This is a genomic window from Streptomyces sp. F63, from assembly GCF_018070345.1.
Taxonomy (GTDB): Bacteria; Actinomycetota; Actinomycetes; order Streptomycetales; family Streptomycetaceae; genus Streptomyces.
The window spans coordinates 19,353-44,639 of sequence record NZ_JAGPXX010000039.1 but is presented as its reverse complement, the minus strand read 5'-3'; the positions used below and the strand labels follow the sequence as shown (position 1 = coordinate 44,639).

The 25,287-nt window shown below is 75.9% G+C and carries 22 protein-coding genes; 9 read left to right on the top strand and 13 right to left on the bottom strand.

The features are described 5' to 3' along the window. Positions 1-17: 17 nt before the first annotated feature. Positions 18-1,475: a benzaldehyde dehydrogenase gene (locus KBZ10_RS26355; protein ID WP_210990238.1), complete on the bottom strand. Its 1,458-nt coding sequence runs from the start codon at positions 1,473-1,475 to the stop codon at positions 18-20. A 177-nt stretch (positions 1,476-1,652) separates the two neighbouring features. Then, positions 1,653-3,182, bottom strand: a complete 1,530-nt coding sequence (locus tag KBZ10_RS26350; protein ID WP_210990237.1) for a BNR repeat-containing protein — start codon at positions 3,180-3,182, stop codon at positions 1,653-1,655. 406 nt (positions 3,183-3,588) lie between these two features. Here KBZ10_RS26350 and KBZ10_RS26345 point away from each other — a divergent pair, with 406 nt between their 5' ends. The 3 genes from KBZ10_RS26345 (at position 3,589) to lnt (ending at position 9,244) form a co-directional block, all read left to right on the top strand. Continuing rightward, positions 3,589-6,183 carry an ATP-dependent Clp protease ATP-binding subunit gene (locus tag KBZ10_RS26345; protein WP_210990236.1) on the top strand — a complete coding sequence of 865 codons (2,595 nt, stop codon included), beginning with the start codon at positions 3,589-3,591 and terminating at the stop codon, positions 6,181-6,183. A gap of 233 nt (positions 6,184-6,416) precedes the next feature. Next, positions 6,417-7,418, top strand: coding sequence for a DMT family transporter (locus tag KBZ10_RS26340; protein WP_210990235.1), 1,002 nt, complete (start codon positions 6,417-6,419; stop codon positions 7,416-7,418). Positions 7,419-7,636: 218 nt separating this feature from the next. After that, on the top strand, positions 7,637-9,244 hold the full coding sequence (gene lnt, locus KBZ10_RS26335) for an apolipoprotein N-acyltransferase (RefSeq protein ID WP_210990234.1): 1,608 nt from the start codon (positions 7,637-7,639) through the stop codon (positions 9,242-9,244). On the opposite strand, the gene KBZ10_RS26330 is transcribed toward lnt, so the two are convergent. Beyond that, positions 9,150-10,091 (bottom strand): Gfo/Idh/MocA family protein, encoded by a 942-nt coding sequence (locus tag KBZ10_RS26330; RefSeq protein ID WP_247703019.1) that lies wholly within the window; start codon positions 10,089-10,091, stop codon positions 9,150-9,152. The genes lnt and KBZ10_RS26330 overlap by 95 nt on opposite strands. 4 nt (positions 10,092-10,095) lie before the next feature. Then, positions 10,096-11,514 carry an FAD-dependent monooxygenase gene (locus tag KBZ10_RS26325; RefSeq protein WP_210990232.1) on the bottom strand — a complete coding sequence of 473 codons (1,419 nt, stop codon included), beginning with the start codon at positions 11,512-11,514 and terminating at the stop codon, positions 10,096-10,098. An 81-nt stretch (positions 11,515-11,595) separates the two neighbouring features. On the opposite strand from KBZ10_RS26325, the gene KBZ10_RS26320 reads away from it, so the two are divergent. Next, positions 11,596-12,216, top strand: a complete 621-nt coding sequence (locus KBZ10_RS26320) for a TetR/AcrR family transcriptional regulator (RefSeq protein WP_210990231.1) — start codon at positions 11,596-11,598, stop codon at positions 12,214-12,216. Between the two features lie 550 nt (positions 12,217-12,766). On the opposite strand, the gene KBZ10_RS26315 is transcribed toward KBZ10_RS26320, so the two are convergent. From KBZ10_RS26315 to KBZ10_RS26290, 6 genes are all read right to left on the bottom strand, one after another. After that, positions 12,767-13,234, bottom strand: a complete 468-nt coding sequence (locus KBZ10_RS26315) for a hypothetical protein (RefSeq protein WP_210990230.1) — start codon at positions 13,232-13,234, stop codon at positions 12,767-12,769. 299 nt (positions 13,235-13,533) lie between these two features. Then, a complete protein-coding gene (ung, locus tag KBZ10_RS26310; RefSeq protein ID WP_210990251.1) occupies positions 13,534-14,202 on the bottom strand; it encodes a uracil-DNA glycosylase in 669 nt (222 codons plus the stop codon). 397 nt (positions 14,203-14,599) lie between these two features. Continuing rightward, entirely contained in the window at positions 14,600-15,361 is a 762-nt protein-coding gene (locus tag KBZ10_RS26305) for an SDR family oxidoreductase (protein WP_210990229.1), read from the bottom strand. Positions 15,362-15,382: 21 nt separating this feature from the next. Beyond that, positions 15,383-16,144, bottom strand: coding sequence for a 3-oxoacyl-ACP reductase FabG (fabG, locus tag KBZ10_RS26300; protein WP_210990228.1), 762 nt, complete (start codon positions 16,142-16,144; stop codon positions 15,383-15,385). A 347-nt stretch (positions 16,145-16,491) separates the two neighbouring features. After that, positions 16,492-16,881, bottom strand: coding sequence for a DUF3037 domain-containing protein (locus KBZ10_RS26295; protein ID WP_210990227.1), 390 nt, complete (start codon positions 16,879-16,881; stop codon positions 16,492-16,494). Continuing rightward, positions 16,878-17,660 carry a HipA family kinase gene (locus KBZ10_RS26290; protein ID WP_210990226.1) on the bottom strand — a complete coding sequence of 261 codons (783 nt, stop codon included), beginning with the start codon at positions 17,658-17,660 and terminating at the stop codon, positions 16,878-16,880. The genes KBZ10_RS26295 and KBZ10_RS26290 overlap by 4 nt, the downstream gene beginning before the upstream one ends. 164 nt (positions 17,661-17,824) lie before the next feature. On the opposite strand from KBZ10_RS26290, the gene KBZ10_RS26285 reads away from it, so the two are divergent. From KBZ10_RS26285 to KBZ10_RS26275, 3 genes are all read left to right on the top strand, one after another. After that, positions 17,825-18,340, top strand: a complete 516-nt coding sequence (locus KBZ10_RS26285; RefSeq protein ID WP_210990225.1) for a Rieske (2Fe-2S) protein — start codon at positions 17,825-17,827, stop codon at positions 18,338-18,340. Between the two features lie 493 nt (positions 18,341-18,833). After that, on the top strand, positions 18,834-19,301 hold the full coding sequence (locus KBZ10_RS26280; protein ID WP_210990224.1) for a pyridoxamine 5'-phosphate oxidase family protein: 468 nt from the start codon (positions 18,834-18,836) through the stop codon (positions 19,299-19,301). Positions 19,302-19,432: 131 nt separating this feature from the next. Continuing rightward, on the top strand, positions 19,433-20,392 hold the full coding sequence (locus KBZ10_RS26275; protein ID WP_210990223.1) for a DMT family transporter: 960 nt from the start codon (positions 19,433-19,435) through the stop codon (positions 20,390-20,392). Here the strand turns inward: KBZ10_RS26275 and KBZ10_RS26270 are convergent. Continuing rightward, positions 20,383-21,714, bottom strand: a complete 1,332-nt coding sequence (locus tag KBZ10_RS26270) for an aminotransferase class I/II-fold pyridoxal phosphate-dependent enzyme (RefSeq protein ID WP_210990222.1) — start codon at positions 21,712-21,714, stop codon at positions 20,383-20,385. The genes KBZ10_RS26275 and KBZ10_RS26270 overlap by 10 nt on opposite strands. 37 nt (positions 21,715-21,751) lie before the next feature. On the opposite strand from KBZ10_RS26270, the gene KBZ10_RS26265 reads away from it, so the two are divergent. Continuing rightward, positions 21,752-22,414: a pyridoxamine 5'-phosphate oxidase family protein gene (locus KBZ10_RS26265; RefSeq protein ID WP_210990221.1), complete on the top strand. Its 663-nt coding sequence runs from the start codon at positions 21,752-21,754 to the stop codon at positions 22,412-22,414. A gap of 82 nt (positions 22,415-22,496) precedes the next feature. On the opposite strand, the gene KBZ10_RS26260 is transcribed toward KBZ10_RS26265, so the two are convergent. Continuing rightward, on the bottom strand, positions 22,497-23,519 hold the full coding sequence (locus tag KBZ10_RS26260) for an EamA family transporter (RefSeq protein ID WP_307847609.1): 1,023 nt from the start codon (positions 23,517-23,519) through the stop codon (positions 22,497-22,499). Positions 23,520-24,033: 514 nt separating this feature from the next. Here KBZ10_RS26260 and KBZ10_RS26255 point away from each other — a divergent pair. After that, complete coding sequence (locus tag KBZ10_RS26255; RefSeq protein ID WP_210990220.1) at positions 24,034-24,390, top strand: hypothetical protein; 357 nt, start codon at positions 24,034-24,036, stop codon at positions 24,388-24,390. Between the two features lie 92 nt (positions 24,391-24,482). On the opposite strand, the gene KBZ10_RS26250 is transcribed toward KBZ10_RS26255, so the two are convergent. Further along, positions 24,483-25,022, bottom strand: coding sequence for a Clp protease N-terminal domain-containing protein (locus tag KBZ10_RS26250; RefSeq protein WP_210990219.1), 540 nt, complete (start codon positions 25,020-25,022; stop codon positions 24,483-24,485). Between the last annotated feature and the right edge of the window lie 265 nt (positions 25,023-25,287).

Here is a 25,287-nt window from a genome sequence, read left to right as displayed (position 1 = left end):
GTCCGTCCCGCTGCGGCTCAGTACGGATACGTGGCGGTCGTGGAGCGGACCGTGAGCCAGCGGAGGCTGGTGAAGGCGTCGAGGTTGGCGTCGCCGCCGAAGCGGGAGCCGGTGCCGGAGGCGGCCACCCCGCCGAAGGGCGCCACGGCCTCGTCGTTGACCGTCTGGTCGTTGACGTGCACGATCCCGGTCGGGATGCGGCGGGCCAGTTCCAGGCCGCGGGCCGTGTCGCGGGTGACGATCCCGAGCGACAGGCCGTACTCGGAGGCGGCGGCGAGGGCCGCGGCCTCGTCCTCGTCCCGGAAGGACCGCACCGGGGCGACGGGCCCGAAGACCTCCTGGTCGTACGCGGGGGTGTCGCCGGCGTCGGCGAGGACGGTGGGCCGGTAGAAGAGGTTCTCGTGGGTGCCGCCGGCCGCGAGCCGCGCACCCGCCCGCACGCTGTCGTTCACCAGCCCGTGGATGCGGTCCCGCTGGCGTGCGTCGATGAGCGGGCCGAGGTGGACCGCCGGTTCCCGGGCCGGGTCCCCGACCGTCATGGACTCGGCCTTGGCGGCGAGCCGCCGGACGTACTCCTCGTACACGGACTCGTGGACCAGGTGGCGGCCGGTCGTCATGCAGATCTGGCCCTGGTGGAAGAAGGAACCCCAGGCGGCGGAGGAGATCACCGCGTCGAGGTCGGCGTCCTCCAGCACCACCAGGGCGGAGTTGCCGCCGAGTTCCAGATGGGCGCGTTTCAGGTGGCGGCCCGCGCTCTCCCCGACGGCCCGCCCGGCCGCCGTGGAGCCGGTGAACGAGATGACGGGCACCCGGGGGTGTTCCACCATCGCCTGGCCGGCCTCGGCCGCCCCGGGCAGCACGTGCAGCACCCCGGCGGGCAGCCCCGCCTCCTGGAAGACCCGGGCGATGGCGAACCCGCCGCTGACCGGGGTGCGGGGGTCGGGTTTCAGCACCACGGCGTTGCCGAGGGCCAGCGCGGGCGCGACGGAGCGGATCGCCAGGATCAGCGCCGCGTTGAACGGGGCGATCACGCCGACGACCCCGACCGGCACGCGCTGGGTGAACGACAGGCGCGGCACCTCGGTCGGCAGCAGCTGCCCGGGCGGCCGGGAGGCCAGGGCGCCGGCCTCGTAGCACTCCTGGGCCGCCACATGGATCTCGAACTCCGCCTTGCCGGGGACGTTGCCGCCCTCCCGGACGAGCCAGTCGCCGATCTCCCCGGCCCGGGAGTAGAAGAGGTCACCGGCCCGCCGCAGCACCGCCGCCCGCTCGTGGAACGGGGCGGCGGCCCACGCGGGCTGCGCCGCGGCCGCGTCCTCGGCCGACCGGCCGATGTCGGAGGCGTCGGCGAACCCGGAGCTGCCGAGGACCTCGCCGGTGGCCGGTTCCTTGATCGGGATCTCGCCGCCGGACAGCCGTTCCCAGCCTCCGGTCCAGCCGAGACCGCTCCAGGCCTGGGGATCGAGCAGGGTCATGACGCGACGCTCCTTCGCCTGACCGGCTGTGTCGTGCCCGCACGGGGGGGGGCGCGCCGTACGGTGCGGGTACCCCCGCCCCGCCCGTCAACGCTCTCACGACCACGGGGCGGGCGCGCCCCGGGCGGGCCGTGGTTCCGCCGTCCGGCCGGGGCCGGCCGGGCCGGCCGGGAGCGCTCAGCCGGGCAGGGCGAAGTCGATGACGTGCAGGGGCGAGGGGGCCGTTCCGCTGGACCTCTCCTGGTAGAGGAAGGACAGCACGCCGTCCTGGGGGAGCCGGGTCTCGTCGAGCACCACCTCACCGAAGGCGTTCAGCCCGCTCGCATCGTGGAGGACCGTCCAGTCGGTCCAGCCGGAGGCGGCGGAGGCGGCGGCGATCCGGCCGAAGGGCAGGATCGCGTAGGCGTTGTCATGGCGGTCGAAGGCGAGCTTGGTGCGCTGGCTGGACCGCAGGGGCTCCGGAATCTCCGTCTTGTGCCAGGTGCCGGCGGCGTCGCGGTGGACGTGGAAGGCGCGGCCGTGGTTCACCCGGTCACGGACGTAGTCGGTGCCGCACCGGCCGAACCGGCCGGGGACGTGGCTGATGACCGCGTGCGGGAGGTTCCGCGAGTCGGTCGCCTGGCTCTCCTGGTTCATCAGCGCGTGGTCGGGACCGAGCGCGTCGGCGATGGTGCCGGGGGTGCCGACCGCGACCCGGTCGCCGCCACCCGTGGTGCCCACGACCGTGCCGTCGGCGGTGCGCCAGGTGCGGCCGCGGTCGGTGGAGCGGACGTAGCCGGTGTCGTGGTTGGCGAGGCCGCCGCCGGCGCGCAGGACGGCGCCGTTCCCCTCGCGCCAGGTGTAGAAGGCGTGCAGGGTGCCGTCGGCGCTGTAGTCGATGCCGTGCAGGTACATGCTGCGCGTGCTGCTGGAGCCGTGCTCGCTGGTGTACGTGCCGGTGGAGCCGCTCCACTCGCCGAGTGCGCGCCACTGTCCGCCGTCGTACTCGGCCAGGCCGTTGCGGCCGTTGCCGGAGACCCCGGCACGGTAGCTGAGCTGGAGCGCTCCGCCGGGGGCGGCGATGAACTGCGGGTAGGTGAACTGCTCGGTGAGGCGCAGCCCGCCGAGGCTGGTCCGCACCGGGCCCAGGGCGTCCCGCCGCCAGGCCCGCGCGGCGGGTTCGCTCATGAGGCCGGCTTCGGACATGACGTAGTACAGCCCGCCGCTGTGCGAGTCCATCAGGACGTGCAGCCGGCCGTCGGCCGCGGAGACACCCATGGAGATGACGTTGTGGGAGTCGTCGGCGGTCAGCCTGTGGTCGAGCCTCAGGGTGTGCCAGCCGGTGGTGCCGAGGGCGCGGCGGGCGATCACGGCGCTGCGGTCGGCGGTGTACCAGGCGGCGTACTGGTGGCCCCGGTGGGTGAGGAGGCCGTTCTTCTGGAAGGAGTTGTTGTTGACGAGACCGTGGTACGAGACGAAGTAGAGGGCCCGGTCGTCGAGCCGGGTGTCCGAGATCAGCCGGACGGACGGGCCGGGTGCGGCGGCCCGCGCGGAGCCGCCGGCACCGGGTAAGGCGGTGGCCGCCGGCAGCAGTACCCCGGCGAGCAGGGCGGTGGCGAGGGCGAGAGGCGGCGGTGCCCCGCTCCCGGTCCGCCGGGTGCGGCGGTCGGCGGGTGTCCGGGCGGCTCGCGGAGTCCCGGTGCTCCTGAGGGGCCTGGGGGTCTTCATCACGGTCTCCTGGGGAGTGGGGGGTGTGGGAGGGGGCGGTGGGGTGGCGGGGGCGGACGCCGGTGTACGGGGGGCGGAGGGAACGGGGCCGTCACGGGACGGGCACGTCCTCCGGGCCCGCGCAATCCGGGCCGGGCACGCCGGCCGGGGGCCCGCGTCCGGGAACCGTTCCGGCGGCCGGCGGTGCCCGGACGGACTCTTCCACGCCCGGCCCCGGCACGGCAGAGGGCCGCCCCCGCCCGCCCCCGCCCCCGCGGCGTGCACCGGCGCTCCGTGCCGGGGCGGGGACCGGGGATCGGCGGCCCGGCGGAGGTGTCGGCGGGGCAGAGCGGGAAACCCGCGCAGGAGCCGCACTGATCGACGACAGACCGGCCCCGACCTGGCGGGCCGGCGGGACGGATGGCCTATGACCAGCGGATACACGGGTCCGGAGGACTACGGCCGGGACCCGATCGGAGACTTCCTCGCGCGCTTCCTCGGCGCCGCCGCGGCCGGGCGGCCGCCCGGTCCCCGGTATCTGGACTTCGGCCGCCTCATGAGCGAGCCGGCCAGGCGGCTCGTGTCCAGCGCGGCCACGTACGCGGCCCAGCACGGCAGCCCGGACCTGGACACGGAGCATCTGCTGCGGGCCGCCCTCACCACCGAACCGACCCGCGCCATGGTGTCGCGGGCCGGCGCCGACCCGGACGAGATCGTCGAGGAGATCGACCGGATCAGCGACGAGGGCCCGCCGCGGAACACCGTGTCGGTGAGCCCGGCCGTCAAGCGCGCCCTGCTGGACGCCCACGACGTCGCCCGGTCCACCGGGGCCTCGTACATCGGTCCGGAGCATGTGCTGATGGCCCTCGCCATCAACCGGGACTCCGCGGCGGGGCAGATCCTCGACGCCGCGCACTTCGACCCCAACCACGGCGCGCAGCACGGCGCGACGGCGGCGCCGGGCGCCCCCGAGCACGCCCCCAGCCCTCCCGGCCCCCAGGAGCGGAACACCCCGAACCTCGACAAGTACGGCCGGGACCTCACCGAGCTGGCCCGGGAGGGACGGATCGACCCGGTGATCGGCCGGGAGGAGCAGATCGAGCAGACCATCGAGGTGCTCGCCCGCCGGGGCAAGAACAACCCGGTGCTGATCGGCGAGGCGGGCGTCGGGAAGACGGCCGTGGTCGAGGGGCTGGCGCAGCGCATCGCCGACAGCGACGTCCCGGACGTCCTGCTCGGCCGGTGCGTGATCCAGCTCGACCTGGCCGGGGTGGTGGCGGGCACCCGCTACCGGGGCGACTTCGAGGAGCGGCTGACCGGGATCATCGAGGAGATCCGGGCCCACTCCGACGAGCTGATCGTCTTCATCGACGAGCTGCACACGGTCGTCGGCGCGGGCGGCGGCTCCGAGAGCGGCCCGATGGACGCCAGCAACATGCTGAAGCCGCCCCTGGCCCGCGGCGAACTCCACGTCATCGGGGCCACCACGCTGGAGGAGTACCGGCGGCACATCGAGAAGGACGCGGCGCTCGCCCGCCGCTTCCAGCCGCTCATGGTCCCCGAGCCGGACACCGCGGACGCGGTGGAGATCCTCCGCGGCCTGCGCGACCGCTACGAGGCGCACCACCAGGTGCGCTACTCCGACGAGGCCCTGGTGGCCGCCGTCGAACTCTCCGACCGCTATCTCACCGACCGTTTCCTGCCCGACAAGGCCATCGACCTGATGGACCAGGCCGGCGCCCGGGTCCGGCTGCGCTCCTCCACCCGCGGCACCGACGTCCGCGCCCTGGAGCGGGAGGCCGAGCAGCTCGCCCTGGACAAGGCGCAGGCGGTGGCGGCCGAGGACTACGAGCGCGCCACGCAGCTGCGGGACCGGATGGCGGAGGTGGAACGGCGGATCGCCGACGGCCGGAGCCGGGAGAAGAAGAAGCAGCCCTCCGGCAGCCGGATCGCGGAGGTCACCGTCGAGGACATCGCCGATGTCGTCTCCCGGCAGACCGGCATCCCCGTCAGCAGCCTCACCCAGGAGGAGAAGGACCGGCTGCTGGGCCTGGAGGAGCATCTGCACCACCGGGTCGTCGGCCAGGAGGAGGCCGTCACCGCCGTCGCCGACGCGGTGCTGCGCTCCCGCACCGGACTGGCCAGCCCGGACCGCCCCATCGGCAGCTTCCTCTTCCTCGGCCCCACCGGCGTCGGCAAGACGGAACTGGCCCGCGCGCTGGCCGAGGCGCTGTTCGGCAGCGAGGAGCGGATGGTCCGGCTCGACATGAGCGAGTACCAGGAGAAGCACACCGTCAGCCGGCTGGTCGGCGCGCCCCCCGGCTACGTGGGGCACGAGGAGGCCGGGCAGTTCACCGAGGCGGTGCGGCGGCACCCGTACTCGCTGCTGCTGCTGGACGAGGTGGAGAAGGCGCACCCCGACGTCTTCAACGTGCTGCTGCAGGTGCTGGACGACGGGCGGCTCACCGACGCCCAGGGCCGTACGGTCGACTTCACCAACACCGTGATCGTGATGACCAGCAACCTCGGCTCGGAGGCGATCACCAAGGGCACCTCCCTGGGCTTCGGCGCCCCGGGCGCGGACACCGACGAGGAGGCGCGCCGGGAACGTGTTCTGCGTCCGCTGCGCGAGCACTTCCGGCCGGAGTTCCTCAACCGCATCGACGAGGTGGTCATCTTCCGCCGGCTCGCCGACGACCAGCTGCGGCAGATCACCGACATGCTGCTCGACGAGACCCGGCGGCGGCTGCACGCCCAGGACATCGGCGTCGAGTTCACCCCGGACGCCGTCGACTGGCTGGCGCACCGCGGCTACCAGCCCGAGTACGGGGCACGCCCGCTGCGCCGGACGATCCAGCGGGAGGTGGACAACGCCCTCTCCCGGATGCTGCTCCGCGGCGAGCTGCGCCCGCACGGCGGGGTGCGGGTCGCGGTCGGCGACGGCGCGCTGGTCTTCGAGCGCTCCGGCACCGGGACGGAGGAGGCGGGCCCGGAGGCCGGCGGCCCCGGAACGGAGACGTAGGGGCGCCTCCCGGGCGTTCCTCCGGCGTCCCCCGCGGGCCGTCCCCGGCGTCCCCTCCCGGGTCGTGTCTCCCCCTCCGGGCTGACCGGCGCCCCGGCCGTACTCCCCCGGCGGTACACGCGGTCACCACGGCAGGACGACGACAACACGGCCGGAACCCGGAAGTCTTGGCGCGTGGACGGCAACGGCAGACGGGGACAGGCGCACGGCGGACCGCTCCGGGAGCGGCCGGCATGAGCGGCCTGGTGCCGTCGGTCGTCCTGGCCGCCGTGTCGGCCGTCTGCTACGCGGCCGCGGCCATTCTCCAGGAGCGGGTCGCGGCGGCGGCCGCCCGGCAGCCGGTGCCGGAGCCGCTGTGGCGGAGCGCCCGCTGGTGGGGTTCGGTGGCGCTCAACGGCTCGGGCTCGGTGCTGCACGTGCTGGCCCTGGGGTTCGGGCCGCTCTCCGTCGTCCAGCCGCTGGGCGTGCTGACGCTCGTCTTCGTGCTGCCGCTGGCCGCGCTCTGGGTGGGACGGCGGGCCGGCCGGACCGGGTGGCGCGGTGCGCTGCTGGTGTCCGCCGGACTGGCCGGACTGCTGGCACTGACCGCCGCACGGCCGGCCGGGGCGCTGAGCGGTCGGGACCAGCTGACCCTGGCTGTGGTGGCCCCGGTGCTCTTCCTGTCGCTGGTGGTGGCCGCGCGGGGCACCGGACGGCCCGCCGTGCGGAGTGCGCTGCGGGCGGCGGCGGCCGGAGTGGCCTTCGGCATCGCCTCCGTGTTCACCAAGACGGTGGCCGCGGACTGGACCCCGGCGGCCCTGCTGGAGCGGGCGCCGGCCATCGCCGTGACGGCCGTGCTGGCGGTCGCCGGGCTGCTGGCCTCCCAGGCGTCGTACCGGGACGGCGGGCTCGCCGCACCGCTGGCCACGGTGACGGTCGTCAATCCGGTGGTGGCCTCGGCGGCCGGCATCGCCCTGCTCGGCGAGGGCTTCCGCTACGGGACGGCGGGGGTGCCGTTCGTGCTCGCGGCGTCCGTGGTCACGGTGTACGGCCTGGTCGTGCTCACGGTGCGCCAGGAGAAGGCGGCGGGCGGGCGGTCCCCGGCGGAGCGGGGCCGGGCCGCCGCTCTCCCGCCCGCCGGTGCCGGGGTCCCGGCCGTGGCCGGGCGGGTCCTGCCGGTGCCGGACGTCGCGCGGTCCGGGGCGCTGCCGGAGCGCGATACCCCGTCACCGGGCCTGAGTCCCGCCGGGACGTGAGCGCCGGCCCCTGCGCAACGGGCCGTGAACGGACACCGGCCGGGACATCGCACCGCGGGGCGGCCGGGGAGGACGGGCCGGTTTCCGCGGCCGTGCGTCCGGGGGCGTCCATCCGTTCGCGGCGGGGGTACCCGGACGGGGACGGTGGGCTGTCGCCCGCCGCCGCTGTGCCGGACACTGTCCGCACACCGGCAGCGGGCCGGTACGAGGGAGGTTCCATGCGGGTGTCGGGCGGCGGCGAGGGGAGTCCGCTCCGCTCCCCCTGGTGGCGGGGGGCCGCCGCGCTCGCGGCGGGGGCGTTCCCGGCCCTGGTCTTCCCGGCTCCGGGGCTGTGGTGGCTGGCGTACGCGGCGCTCGTGCCGTGGCTGCTGCTGATCCGCTCCGCCCCCACGGGCCGCCGCGCGGCGCTCGACGGCTGGTTGGGCGGTACGGGCTTCCTGCTGGCGGTCCACCACTGGCTGATGCCGAGCCTGCACGTCTTCATCCTGCTGCTGGCCGGGCTGCTGGGACTGCTGTGGGCCCCCTGGGGGCTGCTGGTGCGGCGGCTGCTGTCCGGCCGGCCCGGCGCCGGCGCGGTGGCGGCGGCCCTGGTCCTGGTGCCGTCCGGGTGGCTGATGGTCGAACTGGTGCGCTCATGGGAGTACTTGGGCGGCCCGTGGGGGCTGCTGGGCGCCGGGCAGTGGCAGGTGCCGCCCGCCCTGCGTCTCGCCTCGCTCGGCGGGGTGTGGCTGGTGAGCCTGCTGCTGGTGGCGGTGAACACCGCGCTCGCCGTGCTGGTCGCGGTGCCGGGTGCCCGCCGGGCGGGACTGGCGGGCGTTCTGGTGTGCGCGGCGGTGGCCGGTTCGGCCTGGCTGGCCGCTCCGGTGCCGGAGCGTGCCGGGCAGGCGCGCATCGGCCTGGTGCAGCCGGGGATCGTGGACGGTGTGGGCAGCGTGGACCGGCGCTTCGACCGGGAGGCCGAACTGACCCGCCGGCTGGCGGGGCGCCGGGTGGACCTGGTGGTCTGGGGCGAGAGCAGCGTCGGGCGGGACCTGCGGGACCGCCCGGATCTGGAGCGGCGGCTGGCGGCGCTCTCCCGCGAGGTGGGGGCCGGCCTTCTCGTCAATGTGGACGCCCGCCGCTCGGACCGCCCCGGGATCTACAAGAGCTCGGTGCTCGTCGGCCCGGACGGGGTGACCGGGGAACGCTACGACAAGATGCGGCTGGTGCCCTTCGGCGAGTACGTTCCGGCCCGCTCGCTGCTCGGCTGGGCCACCTTCGTGGGCAGGGCGGCGACGGAGGACCGCCGCCGCGGCACCGCCCCGGTGGTCACGGAGACCCCCGCCCCCGCGCGCCCCGCCGGTGAGCGGCTGCGGATCGGGCCGCTGGTGTGCTTCGAGTCGGCGTTCCCCGACATGAGCCGCCATCTGGTCCGGGAGGGCGCCGAGGTGGTGATCGCCCAGTCGGCGACCTCCTCGTTCCAGGACAGCTGGGCCCCGCAGCAGCACGCCTCGCTGGCGGCCCTGCGCGCGGCGGAGACGTGGCGGCCCTTCGTGCACGCGACCCTGACCGGCGTCAGCGCGGTGCACGGGCCGCGCGGTGAGCGGATCGGTGTCCGCCTCGGCACGGACAGCAGCACGGCGGCGGTCTACGAGGTGCCGCTCGCCCGGGGCACCAGCCCGTATGCGCGGCTGGGCGACTGGGCCGTCCACGGAGCCGCGCTGGCGCTCGCCGTGTTCGCCGTGCGCGAGGTCATCCGGCGGCCGGCCCGCCGCCGGCCGGCCCGGACGCCGCCGTCACCACCCGCTCGCACAGCTCATGCGTCGCCAGGGCGTCCTCGGCGGTGAGCAGCCTCCCCGCGCGCACGGCGTCCAGGAAGAACAGCACCGCCTGCTCGATGCCGCGCTGCCGGGCGACCGGCACCCAGTCGCCGCGGCGGCGGACACTGGGCTGGCCCTTGTGGTCGGTGATCTCGGCGAGATTGGCCACCTGGCGCTTGGTGTCCTGCCCCGAGACCTCCAGAATCTCCTCGGCGGAGCCGCTCATCCGGTTCATCACGCCGAGGGCGGTGAAGCCGTCGCCGGACAGCTCGAGCACGGCGTGGTGGAGGAGCCCGTCCCGGACCCGGGTGCGGACGCCGACGTGCTCGGCGGTGCCGGGCAGCAGGAAGCGCAGGGTGTCCACGACGTGGATGAAGTCGTCCAGGACGAACGTCCGCGGATCCTCGGGCAGGCCGACCCGGTTCTTCTGCATGAGGATCAGATCGCGCGGGTGGTCGCGGCACTGCGCGTAGCCGGGCGCGAAGCGGCGGTTGAAGCCCACGAAGAGGCTGACCCGCCGCTCGGCCGCCAGCCGGACGATCCGCTCGGAGTCGGCGTAGTGGTAGGCGATCGGCTTGTCGACGTAGACCGGTATCCCGGCCTCGACGAGGCGGGTGACGATCCCGGCGTGGGCGGCGGTCGGCGCGTGGACGAAGGCCGCGTCGGGGGCGGCTCCGAGCAGCGAGTCGAGGGTGGTGTGGCGCTGCCGTTCCGGGACGCGGTGGCTGTCGCCGGTCAGGGCCAGCGTCGCCGGGGAGCGGGTGTGGAGGTGCAGTTCGACGCCCGGCTGGGCGGCGAGCACCGGGAGATAGGCCTTGCGCGCGATGTCGCCGAGCCCGATGCAGCCGACTCTGAGCGGCGTGTGGTCCACCAAGGCGCTACTCCCGTCCTCCCGGGTTCCGCCGGCCCCGGGCGGCCGGAGGGTTCCGCGGGCCGTCAGCATACGGGGGGCCCGGCGGGCTCCAGTCGGCGATGCCGTCGAGACTGCGCAGGGCCAGGCGGGGACCGAGCTTGTCGACGGCCGCGAAGAGGGCGGTGCGCAGGGCGCAGGCGGGCGCGGACGACCAGGTGGTGAGCCGCCCGACGCGGCCGGAGCGCCGGACGGCGTCCAGGGTGCGGTCCAGCCGGGCCTCCGTATAGGCGGCCAGGGCGCGGGCGGTGCCGTCCGGGGCCGGGCCGCCGGGGCCTTCGGTTCCGGACGGGCCGCCGGACGGCTCGCGGGCGGTGAGGAGCGCGAGGACGACGGCGTCCTCGACGGCCTGGCAGCCGCCCTGCCCGAGGTTGGGCGTCATGGGGTGGGCGGCGTCGCCGACGAGGGCCACCCGGCCGCGGTGGTACGCGGGCAGCGCGGTGGCGGTGGCGTACACGTCGTTGCGCAGGATGTCCTCCGGCCGGACGGCGGCGAGGAGGGCGGGGACGGGGTGGTGCCAGCCGCCGAAGCGCCGGAGCAGTTCGGCCCGCTCGTCGTCGGCCGCCCTGCCGCCGGCCGGGACGGCGGCGGTGGCGTAGACGTAGACCCGGCCGTCGTGCAGCGGCACCGTTCCCCAGAGACAGCCGCGGCCCCAGGTCTCATGGGGTTCGAACGGCTGCTCGGGCGCGGGCGCGACGAAACGCCAGGCGGTGAACCCCGCGTATCGGGGCCCGGGGGTGTCCGGGAAGAGGGCGCCCCGGGCTGCCGAGTGGATGCCGTCGGCGGCGACGACGAGGTCGGCGTTCAGCGCGGCGGGGGCGGCGGCCGGGAGCGCCGGCCCCGTACCGGTGGTCGTGGCCGCACCGGAGACCGCCACCGTGGCGGCGCTTCCGCCGGCACGGTCGCCGGAGCCGCCCCCGGTGTCCGGTCCGGCGGCGGTGCCGGCTCCCGCGGCGGTCGGGGTGACGCGGGCGGGACGGTCCGGGCCGCCGGGATCGGCGATCTCCCCGGCGACCCCCGTCCGTACGGAACCGGCGGGCAGCCGGGAGAGGAGCAGGTCGACGAGGGCGGCGCGGTGGGCGATCACCACCGGGCCGCCGAACCGCTCGGCCGCGGCGGCGCTCGTCGTGCGGGAGAGCCAGCGGCCGCCGGGCAGCCGCAGCCCGCCGTCCGCCTGCCACGCGGACATCGCGCGGACCGCGTCGCCCGCGCCGATGACGTCCAGCGCGCGCTGGGCGTTGGGGGCGAGCGCGATGCCGGCTCCGACGGGCTCCAGGGCGGCGCCGCGTTCGAGGACGGTCACGGACCAGCCGTGGCGGTGCAGTGCGGCGGCTGCGGTGAGCCCGCCGATTCCGGCGCCGATGACGACGGCTCGAGGCTGGGGCATGTTCCCTCCACGGTTTCCACTACATCTGTAGTTCCAGCCGGAGCGTACTACACATGTAGTGGCGGCGGTAGATTGACCGGCATGGTCACCGGAACACGCGCCTCCCGCCCCGCCCTGGTCGCCGACGCGGCGATCGGCCTGCTCGCGGAGCGCGGTCTGCGCGGGCTGACACACCGGGCGGTGGACGAGGCGGCCGGGCTGCCGCAGGGCTCCACCTCGAATCTCGCCCGCACCCGGGCCGCGCTGCTGGAGCTCACCGTCCGGCGGCTGGCGGAGCGCGAGCGCGCCGTCCTCGGGCCCGGGGACGGCGCGCTCCCCCCGTCCGGTGGGCTCGACGGGCTGGCGGACACGCTCGCCACCGCCCTCGACGGCTATCTCTCCGGGCACCGCCGGCTGCTGGTCGCCCGCTACGAACTGGCCCTGGAGGCCACCCGGCGGCCCGAGCTGCGGGCCGTCTACGACGCGCAGGGCCGGGTGTTCCGGGACATGGTGGAGGCGATGCTGGGCGCTGCCGGCTCCCGCGCCCCGGAACGCCACGCCCTCTCCCTGGTCGCCTGGTGCGACGGGGTGCTCTTCTCCTGCACGGCCGGCTCCTTCCACACCGTCCGTCCCAGCCGGAGGGAACTCCGGGAGGGCATCCGGGAGTTGCTGAGCGGGATGCTCGCCTCCGGGCCACGGCACGGCGCTGCGCCGTACGAGTGACGGGCCGTCACTCCCCCGGGCGCCTTTCCCGCCGGCCCGCACCGGTGCGGCGGTCGGCACAGCACGCTGATCCCGTGCGCCCACGAACAGCAGCGATCCTTCTGACGGCTCCGCTTCTGGCCGGCTGCGTCTCCGTCTCCGGCGAGCCGCCGGCGGCCGTGAGCCGCGGCACGGAGCCGGCGGCGGCAGCCACCGGCTCCGGACCCCCCGGGGCCCGCGGGCCGCGGCCCCCCGTCCCCAGCGAGTCCCCGGCCACGGCCGGCCCGGCCGCCATCCCGCGCGGGACCGGCGCTCCGCCGCGGGGACGCCAACGCCCCGGCCCGCCGCCCCCGGAGGCTCTCCGCCCGGGCGGGCGGCGGCCCGCCCCCGGCCCGCCCCGGACGGAAGAACTCCGGGCGGAGGGGCCCCGGCCGGAGGGACCCCGGCCGGCACCGGGCCGGTCCGCCGCGCGGCTGCCGGCGTCCCGCCCCGGCACGGGCGTCTGCGAGCTCGGGGAGCGTTTCGGCCGATGGGAGCCGGGCAGCGAACAGGCCCGGATCTGCCGGGGCTTCTACGGCGACTGACCGGCACCGTCCGCCAGCCGCGTCTCCAGCCGCTCGATCGCGGAGAGAACGCCGGCGGCGTACGGACCGGTGGCGGCGTCGCCGGTGTCCAGGGCGGCCGAGGCGGCGCGGGCCCGGGCCAGCTCCGCCCGCGCCCGCTCCGGCCGGCCCAGCCTCGCGTAATCGGCGGCGAGGTTGAGATGCAGCGAGGGGTAGAAGCCGCGGAGCTGCACGGCCGCGTCGTGCTTCCGGACCCGCTCGTCCGAGAGCGAGTCCGCCGCGGCCAGGGCCCGCAGGTCCCACTCCAGCTCCAGCGCGGGATCGTCCTGGGTATCGGCCATGTAGTGGGCGATGGTGCACCGGTGCAGGGCGTCGCCGTCCTCCCCGGTCTCCTCCCACAGGCGGGCGAAGCGGTTCCGGGCCTCCTCGCGGTCGCCTCCGTGCAGGAGCATGACCACCTGCCCGATCCGCGTCATCACGGGGTCCTCACCACCGCTCCCCCGCACGGCGCTCCCCCGTCGCTCTTCCTCCACCGCCACCTCCGGGCCTGTCCGCACTCCGTCTCCCCCGCGAGCCTCCGGGGGCGCCGTCCGCCACCGCTCGATCCCCTCGACACTAACCACACCCCCGGGACTCCGCCCGGCCACCGGCGCACTCGGCACAGCGGACGGACCGGCCGGGAAGCCGGCCGGGGCACGGCCGCCTCCGGGCCGGGCCCGCTCCCCGCTCACGCGGCCCGGCCCGGCCCGGAAGGCTCAGCCCCGGCACGGAAGGCTCAGCCCAGGTCCGGGATGCGCCAGTCGATCGGGGTGTGGCCGTGATCGGCGACGGCCTTGTCGATCTGGCTGAAGGGCCGGCTGCCGAGGAACTTCTTCGCCGACAGCGGCGACGGGTGCGCCCCCTGCACCACGGTGTGCCGCGCGGTGTCGATCAGCGGCAGCTTCTTCTTGGCGTAGTTGCCCCACAGGACGAAGACGGCCGGGTCGGGGCGGGCGGCGACGGCGCTTATCACGGCGTCCGTGAAGCGCTCCCACCCCTTGCCCTTGTGCGAGTTGGCCTCGCCCGCCCGGACCGTCAGCACCGCGTTCAGCAGCAGCACCCCCTGCTCGGCCCAGGGCATCAGGAAACCGTTGTCCGGAACCGGGTGGCCGAGGTCCTCCCTGAGCTCCTTGTAGACGTTCCGCAGCGACGGCGGGACCCGTACCCCGGGGCGGACCGAGAAGCACAGCCCGTGGCCCTGGCCCTCACCGTGGTAGGGGTCCTGCCCGAGGACGAGCACCTTCACCCGGTCGTAGGGCGTCGCGTGCAGCGCCGCGAAGACCTCCTCGCGCGGCGGGTACACCGGCCCGGCCGCCCGCTCCTCCTCGACGAAGGCCATGAGCTCCGCGAAGTACGGCTTCTCCAGTTCCTCGCCGAGGACGCCTCGCCAGGACTCGGGCAGCATGTCGGTCACGTCAACAACCTCCGGGATGGATCGGAACGGTTCCCAGAACGTACCGGCGCCCACTGACAACGCCCCGCCGGGGTACGGGAGAAGGACGGCCGCGGGAACGGCCGGCGCCCCGGTCCGTCCGTCCGTCACCGCCCCCCGTTTCCGTCCCGGTCACGCGGCGTCCGGCCGCGGCCGTACCCTCGCGTCCGTCCGGGCACGGCCGCGGCCGGCGGCTCATCCGGCTGGGCGACCGTGCCGACCCCCGGGGCGGGCAGCACGGGCCCGGAACCGGGACGGTCCGGGGACGGAGACCCCCCGGTGCGGACCCGGACGGGTCCGCACCGGGGGCTGTGCCGCCCGGAGCGCGCACGAGGTCGAGCGGCCGTGCGCGCGGGGCACCCGGGCGGATTCAGCCGACGCCCGCGTTGAGGAAGATGCCGCCCTCGACGACGAGCGTCTGGCCGGTGATCCAGCCGGCCCGGTCCGAGAGCAGGAACTCGGCGGCGCCGCCGATGTCCTCCGGGGTGCCGAGCCGCTTGAGCGGGTAGGCCGCCGCGGCCTCCTCCTCCCGGCCCTCGTAGAGCGCCTCCGCGAACTTCGTCTTGACGACGGCGGGGGCTATCGCGTTGACCCGCACGGCGGGCGAGAACTCGTGGGCGAGCTGGAGGGTGAGGTTCACCATGGCGGCCTTGCTGATGCCGTAGGCGCCGATGAACGGCGAGGCGGAGACGCCGGCGACGGAGGCGATATTGACGATCGCGCCGCCGTTCTCCCGCTGCCAGGCCTTCCAGGTGAGCTGGGCGAACGCCAGTGCCGAGACGACGTTGGTCTCGAACACCTTGCGCGCCACGTTCAGGTCGAGGTCGGCGATCGGCCCGAAGACGGGATTGGTGCCCGCGTTGTTGACAAGGTAGTCGACCCGGCCGAAGGCTTCCATGGTGCGCTCGACGGCCTCGGCCTGGTGGACCGGGTCGTGGGCCTTGCCGGCGACACCGATGACCCGGTCGGCGCCGAGCCTCTCCACGGCCTCCTTGAGGGTCTCCTCGGTGCGGCCGGTGATGCACACCCGGTCGCCGCGGGCGACGAGCGCCTCGGCGATGCCGTAGCCGATGCCGCGGCTCGCTCCGGTGATGATCGCGGTCTTTCCGCTGTCCTGCACGTCGGCAGTCATCTCTGTCCGTTCCCCTGCTGGTTAGTTGAGCGGGCCGCCGGCCACGTACAGGACCTGGCCGGAGACGAATCCGGCGGCGTCACCGGTGAAGAAGGCGATCGCGTTGGCGATGTCCTCGGGGTGGCCGACGCGCTGGACGGGGATCTGCGAGGCGGCCGCGGCCTGGAAGTCCTCGAAGCCCATGCCGACGCGGGCGGCGGTGGCGGCGGTCATCTCGGTGACGATGAAGCCGGGGGCGACGGCGTTGGCCGTGACGCCGAACTTGCCGAGCTCCTTGGCCAGGGTCTTGGTGAAGCCCTGCAGACCGGCCTTGGCGGTGGCGTAGTTGGCCTGGCCGCGGTTGCCGAGCGCCGAGCTGCTGGACAGGTTGACGACGCGTCCGAACGTGGCGTCGACCATGTACTTCTGGCAGGCGCGGGTCATCAGGAACGCGCCCTTGAGGTGCACGTTCATCACGGTGTCCCAGTCGCCCTCGGACATCTTGAACAGCAGGTTGTCGCGGAGCACACCCGCGTTGTTCACGAGGACGACCGGTGCGCCGAGCTCATCGGCCACCCGCGCCACGGCGGTCTCGACCTGGCCGGCGTCGGAGACGTCGCAGCCGACGGCGAGGGCCTTGCCGCCGGCCGCCGTGATCTTCTCCACGGTGTCCTTGCAGGCCGCCTCGTCGAGATCCAGAACGGCCACGGCGCGGCCCTCCTCGGCCAGGCGGACGGCGGTGGCCGCGCCGATGCCGCGGGCGCCGCCCGTCACAATGGCGACGCGCTGCTCGGTGGTGGACATGCGGGTTCTCCTCGCGCTCGGATACGGGTCCGGCTCACCGGCAGGCCGCCCGCGCCGGCGGGCACGGAGACTGCGGACCGATAGGGGTGAGCAACCGCTTAGTAGGTCTCTGGCGGAACGCTAGAAGCCCTGGCACCCCGTGTCAACGGCCTGCCGCGCCGAGGCGCGCATGTCACAGCCCGGAAGGCAGCCGCACCCCGGCCGGCCGAGTCCGCCGGGCACCCCGCGGCACGCTGCCGGGCCGCGGACCGCACCGGGCGGGCGAACGGGCGGACGGGCGGACGGGCGACAACGCGCGGTGCGACAAGAGCGGTGGGTCCGCGCCCGCCGCACGCCGGCCGCCCGTCTCACCGCACGAGCAGCGCCAGCAGCCGCTCCGCCTCGGCGGCCGGGTCGGCCGTCAGACCGGTGTGCACCGGTCCCGGCTGGAGCACCGTGCTGCGCGGCGCCACCAGCCAGCGGAACCGCCGGCCCGGATCCTCCTCCGCGGCCCGCCCGGCACCGCCCCGGCAGAACTCCTCGGCCGCACGCAGAGCGGCGCGGACACCCGCGGTGTCGGCCCCCGGGTCCAGGGCACGCAGCCGCGCCTCGTCGAGATGGGTGCGGACCACGACCAGGGAGCGCGCCCGGCAGTAGACGGCGACGCCCGCGTTGAAGCACTCGCCGCGCTCGATCCGCGGCACCACCCGCAGCAGCGCGTACTCGTAGACGTCCCGCCCGCCGGTTCCCGCGCTCACCGGGCGGCCCTCCCGCCGTCCCGCCCGGCGGGGACCGGCGCGAAGCCCTCGTGGACGGTGCGGGAGCGGCGCAGCAGGATCTCGGCGTACGCGCGGCGCAGCGGCTCCGGGCCGTCGAAGCCGGGCTCGCCGTCCAGCCACACGTCCGGAACCCGGGCGGTGACCTCGGCGAGCAGTTCTGCGGTCACCCGGGGCGCGAGTTCGGCCGCGGCCCGCCGGACATCCGGGCGGAACCGGGCGAGGACGTGGTCCGAGGCGTCGTACGGCCGGGCCGCGGCCTTCCCGGCCGATGGCCAGTGGTGGTGCCAGATCATGGCCGCTCCGTGGTCGATCAGCCAGGGTTCCCCCTGCCACACCAGCAGGTTCGGGTTGCGCCAGGACCGGTCCACGTTGCCCACGAGCGCGTCGAACCAGACGACGCGGCCCGCGTCGGCGGGTGTCATCTCCCAGCCCAGCGGGTCGAAGCCGAGGGCGCCGGAGAGGAAGCGGACACCGAGGTCCGGACCGCCGGCCCTGAGCAGGTGCTGCACCTCCGGGTCGGGCTCCCCCAGGCCGAGCACCGGATCGAGCCGGACGACGGCCGGCTCCGGGATCCGGAGTCCCAGCCTGCGGCCGAGTTCGGCGCAGATCGCCTCGGCGACGAGGGTCTTGCGGCCCTGCGCGGCCCCGGCGAACTTCACGACCCAGAGGCCGCGGTCGTCCCCCTCGACGAGGCCGGGCAGCGAACCGCCCTCCCGCAGGGGGGTGACATAACGGATGGCGGTGACGTCGCGCAGCATCGCCCCAGGTTACGGCGCGGGCCGGGGCGGCCCGGCAGGGACCCGGCGGCCCGGCCCGCGCGGGCGCTGAACACCCCGGGGCCCCGCTGCGTACAGGTCGGTGGGAGCGGCTGTCACCAGGGCAGGTCGCGCATCAGCGCCTCAGCGAAAGGGACGTACTCACCATGACGGGATCTCAGGGCTCCGCGCGGAGCACCAGCCGCCGCGCCGTGGTCACGGCCGCCGGGGCCGCCGGTCTCACGGCGGCCCTCGCCGCCTGCGGCGACTCGGGTGACTCCGGAGACGCGGCACAGCAGCCCGCGGGGGACGCCGTGGCACCCGAGGAGGGCGCGGACGCCGGCGCGGGCTCCGGCGAGGCGACCGGGGAGACCGGCGGAGAGGCGCCCGGCGGCGGCACCGAACTGGCGAAGACGGCGGACATCCCCGAGGGCGGCGGCAAGGTCTTCCCGGACCAGAAGGTGGTCGTGACCCAGCCGACGGCCGGTGAGTTCAAGGCCTTCTCCGCGACCTGCACACATCAGGGCTGCGCGGTGAAGGACGTGGCCGACGGCCTGATCAACTGCCCGTGCCACGGCGCCCAGTACAGCGCGCTCGACGGCAGCGTCAAGGGCGGTCCGGCACCGAAGCCGCTGCCGCCCGCGAAGATCACCGTCCAGGGTGACTCGGTGATGCTGGGCTGAGTCATCCGGCCGCTCCTCCGGTGGGGGCGGCGGGTGTGCCGCGACGGCCCGCGGTGACCGCCGGTGCGGAAGGGAGCGTCCGCGGCGGCCGCGGACAGCGCGTCGCGGCGCGAGGAGAACACGAGGGGAAGACGAGCGGCAGGAGGGGGAAGACGGTGCCGGGCCCGCGGCGCTCCAGCAGGGAGGAGCGCCGCGGGCCCGGCCGTGCGGCCGTGCGGCCGTGCGGCCGTGCGGCCGTGCGGCCGTGCGCACCAGTCTCGCGTGCGGGACCGTGCAGCGCCCCCTACGGCGTCCGGGCGCACGGCCCCGCATCACCGCGCCGACGCCGCTCCGCGCCCGCCGCACCCGCCGCACCCGCCGGAGACCCGCCGGACGCCCGCCGCCGGTCTCCGCGCCTTCCGCGGTGACCCGGGCCGGCGTTGCGCGGCCGGCGCCGGGCCCGCATGCTGTCCGGACGCCTGATCACCACCAGCGCACACGGAGGACGGACGAGATGACCGCCACCCAGCGGCGGGGCCGCCGGATCATGATGAGCCCGCAGGAGCTGGACGTCTTCCTGGCCGGGCAGCGCACCTGCCGGGTGGCCACGGTCGGCGCGGACGGCCGTCCGCATGTCAGCGCGCTCTGGTTCTGCTGGGACGGCAGGTCCCTCTGGCTCTACTCGCTGACCCGCAGCCGCCGCTGGGCGCAACTGCGCCGCGACCCCCGGCTCGCGGTGATCGTGGACGACGGGGAGGACTACGGCGAACTGCGCGGCGCCGAGCTGACCGGGACGGCCGAGGCCGTCGGGGAGGTACCGCGCACGGGAGAGCCCTGCCCCGCCCTCGACGCGCCCGAACGGCTTTTCGCCGCCAAGTACTTCGGGCTGGACGAGCTGCCGCACGACGGGCGGCACGGCTGGCTGCGGCTCACCCCCGAGACCGTCGTGTCCTGGGACTTCCGCAAGATCCCCGGAGCCTGAGGCCTCCGGCGGAGCCGGCCGCCCCGCCCGGTCCGGCCTCGCGTCCCGGCTCCTGCCGTCAGCGGTGCTGAACGGTGCGGTGCGGATTTTCTCGCTTGTCCCGCGGGAGCCCGCCGAGCATCGTGGTGCCCATGACCACCACCGCCGCGACGGACGGCACCCGCTCCGCGCCCGCCACCCCTGCCGTGGGCCCCGCCCGCCGCCCCGCCGTCGACTGGCGGATCCGGTTCGCCGTGCTCTCACTGATCTGGGGCTTCAGCTTTCTGCTGATCAAGGTGGGAACGGAGGGCTACGCCCCGCTCCAGGTCACCCTCGGGCGCATGGTGTCCGGTACGGCGGTGCTGCTCGCCGCGCTCGCCCTCCGGCGGCAGCGCCTCCCGCGCGGCGCCCGCACCTGGGTCCACCTGGCCGTTTCCGCGCTGTTCCTGAACGCGCTGCCGTACTCCCTCTTCGCCTACGCCGAGCTGACGATCTCCTCCACCCTGGCGGGGATCTGCAACGCCACCACCCCGCTCTGGGGCATGGCCCTCTCCCTGGTCGCGCTCTCCGAGGACCGGCCGACCCGGCGCCGGGTGGCGGGCCTCGGGCTGGGCTTCATCGGCGTGCTGACGGTCCTGGGCGCCTGGCAGGGCTTCGCCGGGCAGGATCCGGCCGGCACGGCCATGGCGCTGGCCGCCTCCGCGAGCTACGCCGCCGGCTGGATCCATGTGCGGCGCACTCTGGCCGGCCGCGAGGAGTCCCACCTCGCCATGTCGGGCGCGCAGTTGCTGCTGGGCACCGCGCAACTGGCCGTCGTCACCCCGTTGTTCACCTCCGCCCCGTCCTCCTTCCCGCTGGTGCCCCTGCTGGCCGTGACGGCGCTCGGCGCGCTCGGCACCGGGGTGGCCTTCCTGATCCAGTACGGCCTGGTCGCCGAGGTGGGGCCGACGACGGCGCAGATGGTCACGTACTTCATTCCGGTCATCGCGACGGCCGCCGGTGTGGTGCTGCTCGGTGAGCACCTCCACTGGAACACACCGGCCGGGGCACTGATCGTGCTGGCCGGGGCGGCGCTCACCCAGAGCCGGCCGCGCCGCCGCCCTCAGGCGTAGCGCTGCGCGGGAGGCGGGCCGGCCGCCGCGGCCAGCGCCTCGGCCACCGTTCCGATCTCCTCCCGGGACAGCGGCGACACGGTCACCCGCACCCCCGGCGGCGAAGCCGTGCGGAAGCGCGCACCGGGGGCGACGGCCCAGCCGGCCCGGAGCAGCCGGGCCACGGCACCGGTCTCGTCCGGGACGGGCACCCAGACGTTCATCCCGCTCCGCCCGTGCGCCGCGACCCCCCGCCGCCGGAGCTCCGCCACCAGGGCCTCGCGCCGGTTTCCGTAGGACCGTGCGACGGCCGCCGGGTCCACGGCGCCGGACCGCCACAGCTCCGTCACGGCGTACTGCAGCAGATGGCTGACCCAGCCCGGGCCCAGCCGCTGCCGGCCCCGTACCCGGTCGGCGGTGAGCTGATCGCCGGTGAACACGGCGAGCCGCAGGTCGGGTCCGTACGCCTTGGCGGCGGAGCGGACGAAGGCCCAGTGCGGCACGCTGCCTGCCAGCGGGTGGAGGGGCAGGTCGACGATGCCGTGTCCGTGGTCGTCCTCGATGAGCACGGTGCGCGGATGGCGGGCCAGGACGGCCCGCAGCTCCCGCGCCCGCGCCGCGCTCACTCCGGCACCGGTCGGGTTCTGCGCGCGGCCGGTGACGACGAGCGCCCGCGCGCCCTCCCGCAGCGCGCGGCCGGTCTCGCCGGGCAGCGGTCCCTCGTCGTCGACCGCGACGGGCACCGTCCGCATGCCGAGCGCGGGCACGAGGTCCAGCACGCTGCCCCAGCCGGGGTCCTCGACCGCCACCGCGTCTCCGGACCGGAGATGTGCGGTGAGTACGCGTTCGATCGCGTCCAGGGCTCCGGAGGTGACGCCGACGGGCCCGTCCGGCACCCCGTCGGCGTCCAGGCCGGCGCGGGCGATCCGGGCCAGTTCCGGGTCGACGGGCGCCTCCCCGTACAGGACCGGCCGCCGCGCGCAGCGGCGCGCGGCCTCGGCGAGCGCGGGCCCGAGGGGCGGCAGCAGAGCCGGGTCCGGATTGCCGGTGGACAGATCGCGCCCGCCCGGTGGCGCCTCGACGCGGAGGGACTCCCGGGCGGTGCTGGCGGGCCGGGCGCGGACGCGGCTACCCCGCCGGCCGTCCGTCTCGATCACACCGCGGTCGCGCAGCAGGCGGTAGGCGGCGGCGACCGTATTCGGGTTGACCCGCAGTTCCCCGGCCAGGTCCCGCAGCGGCGGCAGCCGCTCCCCGGGTGCGAGGGCGCCCGCGCCCACGCCCTCCTCCACACTCGCCGCGATCTCGGCTGCGCGCCGCCCCTGGATCCGGTAATCTCCTAGCACAAAGAACAGTATGCACTAGAACAAAGAGGAGTGCCGCATGACGAGGCCCGCCCGCTACGAACCGAGCGAGCGCACCACCCCGACCCGGGCCCGCCACCGCGCCGCGTACGACCGCGCGGTGGTCCACGCGATCCTCGACGAGGGCTGGGTCTGCCACCTCGGCTACATCCGGGACGGTGCACCGGTCGTGCTTCCGACGATCTACGCCCGCGTCGGCGAGCGCCTGTACCTGCACGGCTCCACCGGCTCCCGCCCGCTGCGGGAGACGGCGGAGAGCGGGACCGGGCTGCCGGTGTGCGTGACCGTCACCCACGTCGACGGCCTGGTGCTGGCCCGCTCCGCGTTCCATCACTCCGTCAACTACCGTTCCGTGGTGGTCCACGGCACCGCCCGCAGCGTGCTCGGCGAGGAGGAGCGGGCGGCGGCGCTGGACGCCCTGGTCGAGCAGGCGGTGGCCGGCCGCTCCCGGGACACCCGCCCGCCGAACGCCAAGGAACTCGCGGCCACGTCCGTCATCTCCGTGGACCTGCGGGAGGTCTCGGCGAAGATCCGCACCGGCGGGCCGAACGACGAGCCGGAGGACCTGGATCTCCCGCACTGGAGCGGGGTCGTCCCGGTGGCCACCACCCGTGGCGTCCCCCGGCCGGTCGCGGACCTGTCCCCGTCCGTCGCCGTACCGGCCTACCTCGCGACCGGCTGAGGTCCCGCCGGCCACGCCCGTGCGGCGGGGACGCGGAGCTCACCGCCGCCGCACGGGCCCGGACCGTACGGAATCACCGGGATCACCCGGGATCACGCGGGGCCGCCGGGGCGGCCGGGGCGGCCGCGGGCCCCAGGACCGGAGCCGCCGCCCGCGTCTCCGCGACGGCGAGCCCGGACACCGCCGTCAGCAGCAGCCCCGTGCCCAGCAGCATGGCTCCGGTGAGCCGTTCGCCGAGAAGAGCCACCGCGAGGACCGCCGCGGCCACCGGCTCGATCAGCATGACGACCGAGGTGGTGGCCGCCCGGACGACGGCCGCGCCGGCGAAATACAGCACGTAGGCCAGCGCGGTCGGCACCGCGGCCACGTACATCAGCAGCCCGAGCACCCGCCCGGGCTCCTCCGTGTGCGGCAGCAGCCCTTCCGCCAGGCCCCAGGGCAGCAGGCAGACGGCCCCGACCGCGAGCGCCCACGTCGTCGTGGAGCCGTGGTCGGCCGGCCCCCCGTCCCGGCCCAGCCGGCGGGCGAGCAGGCCCACTCCGGCGTACCCCACGGCGGAGAGGAGCGCCAGACCGACCCCGAGCGGACGGACCGTGCCCCCGCCGCCGCCGAGCACCAGCACCACGAGACCGGTGAGCGCTCCGGACACCGCGGCCAGGCCGCCGTACCCGAGGCGCTCCCCCATCAGCAGCCGCGCGCCCAGGGCGATCAGCACCGGACCCGCCCCCAGGGTCACGACGGTGCCGACCGCCAGCCCGGTGTCCAGCACCGCCGCGAAGTAGGCCGTCTGGAACAGGGTCATGCCGCACCCGGTCCCGAGCACGCGCAGCAGGCGCCGCCCCGTGGGCTCGAGTGCACCGGGCATCCGCCGCGCGGGCCGTGCGGCGCGGCGCACCGCCGACCAGCCGAGCATCAGGGCCAGCCCGCCGGCGCAGCGCCAGAAGGACAGCGCGACGGGGCCCAGGCCGGCGAAGCGGTGGAGCAGGGCCGCGGCCGCTCCGACGGTGCCCCAGGCGGCACCGGCCACGGCGAGGAAAAGGAGAGCCCGGCCCACCGGGGGGCCGGAAGCGGTCAGGGGCGAGCGGGGACGGAGGGAAGAGCGCACGTGAGGTTCTCCACGGAAGACGGGGGACGGTGGTCGCGGAACTCCGTGACGCGGGCAGCGACAACCGGCCCGGCGGCCCGCCGGGCTGGTCTTACCGGTGAGGCCGCCCGCCCTACGCGGGGGGCGGCGGCAGAACCGTGAGGTGCACGGCCAGCACTCTAGCCAATCCCTCCCGAACGCTCCGGCCCTCTCATCCGCACCGGCCGCACCGGCCGCGGCCGTCCCGGAGGGAGGGGCGGGCACCGCGGACGGCGGGCCGGCGCCCGGCGCCGCCACCCCCCGCGTCCGCACCGGGCGCCGGTGGCGTCCCGGGGAAGCGCCCCGGCGGCGGCCGTCCCTGCAGCTCAGCGCGGTAGATGTCCCATGATGTCGTCCTTTCTGGTTTTCTTCTGGCCGGATCCGGCCTCCGCGCCGCAGTCTCGTCACCGGAAGCAGAGCCCGGCCGGGCGGACTCCCCCGCGGCCCGGGCCCCACACCGTCCGTCCAGCGGACCATCGGAAAGGACTCCGGATCCATGACGAACCATCACACCGGGACCGCGCGCAGGCGTCTCGCGCTCACCGCCGCCACCGCGGCCCTCGCCGGCGGACTCGCCCTCCCCGCCCCCGCCGCGGCGGCACCTGCCGGTACCGCGGAGCGGACGGCCCCGGCCTCGGCGCAGGACGCGCGGGGCACCGCCCCGGCATGCGTCCGGCGGGACGTGGTCAAGCACCGGAAGAAGGTGACCGTCACCAACACCTGCGGCCGGACCATGCACGTCAAGGTGGTCATCCATCGCGGCCGGGACCTGCCGTGCCTGACCTACCAGCACGGTGAGACCTGGACCGGCCACTGGCGCTTCGGTTCCTACGGCAAGGTCGTCACCTGCTGATCACTCGCCGGCCCGCCTCCCCGGCGGGCCGCGTTCCGCCGGGGAGCAGCGCGCGCGGCCGGGGAGGCCGCGGCGCGGCATCTCCCGGCCGCTCAGCCGCCGCCGGGTCCGGCGATGCCGCACTCCAGCCGTGCCGCCAGCCGCTCGGGGGCGATTCCGGCCCGGCGCAGCACCTCCGCGGCCCGGCACTCGGGGTCGGCGGCCAGGGCCGCCAGCAGGTCCAGCCCCGAGGCCCGGTCGGCGCCGCGCGTACGGGCCCGGTCGGCGGCACCCTCCACGGCGGACGCCGCCGCCGGGGACAGCGGCGCCACTGCCCCCGTCCGGGGCCGGAAGGGGGCCCCGGAGCCCTCGGCCGCACTCCGCCAGCGCAGTCCGTAACCGATGCTGCGCTGGGCCAGATAGCCGCGCAGCCGCAGGACCTGTGCCGGGCCGCCGTCGAACGCGGCGCGCACGTCCGGGTCACGCTCCAGGAGGCTGTGCAGCAGATGCGCCGTGTCCGTCTGCCGGTCACCGTCGCGCACGGCCCGCCGGCGGGCACCGGAGGCCACGCAAGCCGGTTCGACACGGGGCCCGGCGGGCCGGGCGGAGCGGAGCGGGCGGGCGGGCGAGGACTGCGGCGTACGGCTGAGCACCCTGCCACCCCATCATTTCCGCGCCGCTCCGGCATCCGCACGGGGACTCATCTCCGCCTCCCTCCTGCGACGGGCGGAACCGACCGGCATCTCCTCCTCGCGGAGGAGAGCGCCGCGCGGTACCGGGGCGGGCGGAGCTGCGGACGCGCCCGGCGCGGCCCCGGATCCCGGCCGCCGGCAGCGGCCGGCACCGCGAAGGCCCGCCGCGGGAACGGCGGAGAACGCCGGAGAACGGCGGAAGGGCGGCGGAGGGCCCCGCGGGGAA

Coding starts and splice junctions, on each gene's coding strand:
- KBZ10_RS26255 (WP_210990220.1), top strand. CDS start 24,034: ATGACGAACCATCACACCGGGACCGCGCGCAGGCGTCTCGCGCTCACC.
- KBZ10_RS26305 (WP_210990229.1), bottom strand. CDS start 15,361: ATGACTGCCGACGTGCAGGACAGCGGAAAGACCGCGATCATCACCGGA.
- ung (WP_210990251.1), bottom strand. CDS start 14,202: ATGCTGCCCGAGTCCTGGCGAGGCGTCCTCGGCGAGGAACTGGAGAAG.
- lnt (WP_210990234.1), top strand. CDS start 7,637: ATGCGGGTGTCGGGCGGCGGCGAGGGGAGTCCGCTCCGCTCCCCCTGG.
- KBZ10_RS26345 (WP_210990236.1), top strand. CDS start 3,589: ATGACCAGCGGATACACGGGTCCGGAGGACTACGGCCGGGACCCGATC.
- KBZ10_RS26350 (WP_210990237.1), bottom strand. CDS start 3,182: ATGAAGACCCCCAGGCCCCTCAGGAGCACCGGGACTCCGCGAGCCGCC.
- KBZ10_RS26320 (WP_210990231.1), top strand. CDS start 11,596: ATGGTCACCGGAACACGCGCCTCCCGCCCCGCCCTGGTCGCCGACGCG.
- KBZ10_RS26290 (WP_210990226.1), bottom strand. CDS start 17,660: ATGCTGCGCGACGTCACCGCCATCCGTTATGTCACCCCCCTGCGGGAG.
- KBZ10_RS26280 (WP_210990224.1), top strand. CDS start 18,834: ATGACCGCCACCCAGCGGCGGGGCCGCCGGATCATGATGAGCCCGCAG.
- KBZ10_RS26315 (WP_210990230.1), bottom strand. CDS start 13,234: ATGACGCGGATCGGGCAGGTGGTCATGCTCCTGCACGGAGGCGACCGC.
- KBZ10_RS26355 (WP_210990238.1), bottom strand. CDS start 1,475: ATGACCCTGCTCGATCCCCAGGCCTGGAGCGGTCTCGGCTGGACCGGA.
- KBZ10_RS26285 (WP_210990225.1), top strand. CDS start 17,825: ATGACGGGATCTCAGGGCTCCGCGCGGAGCACCAGCCGCCGCGCCGTG.
- KBZ10_RS26340 (WP_210990235.1), top strand. CDS start 6,417: ATGAGCGGCCTGGTGCCGTCGGTCGTCCTGGCCGCCGTGTCGGCCGTC.
- KBZ10_RS26325 (WP_210990232.1), bottom strand. CDS start 11,514: ATGCCCCAGCCTCGAGCCGTCGTCATCGGCGCCGGAATCGGCGGGCTC.
- KBZ10_RS26265 (WP_210990221.1), top strand. CDS start 21,752: ATGACGAGGCCCGCCCGCTACGAACCGAGCGAGCGCACCACCCCGACC.
- fabG (WP_210990228.1), bottom strand. CDS start 16,144: ATGTCCACCACCGAGCAGCGCGTCGCCATTGTGACGGGCGGCGCCCGC.
- KBZ10_RS26275 (WP_210990223.1), top strand. CDS start 19,433: ATGACCACCACCGCCGCGACGGACGGCACCCGCTCCGCGCCCGCCACC.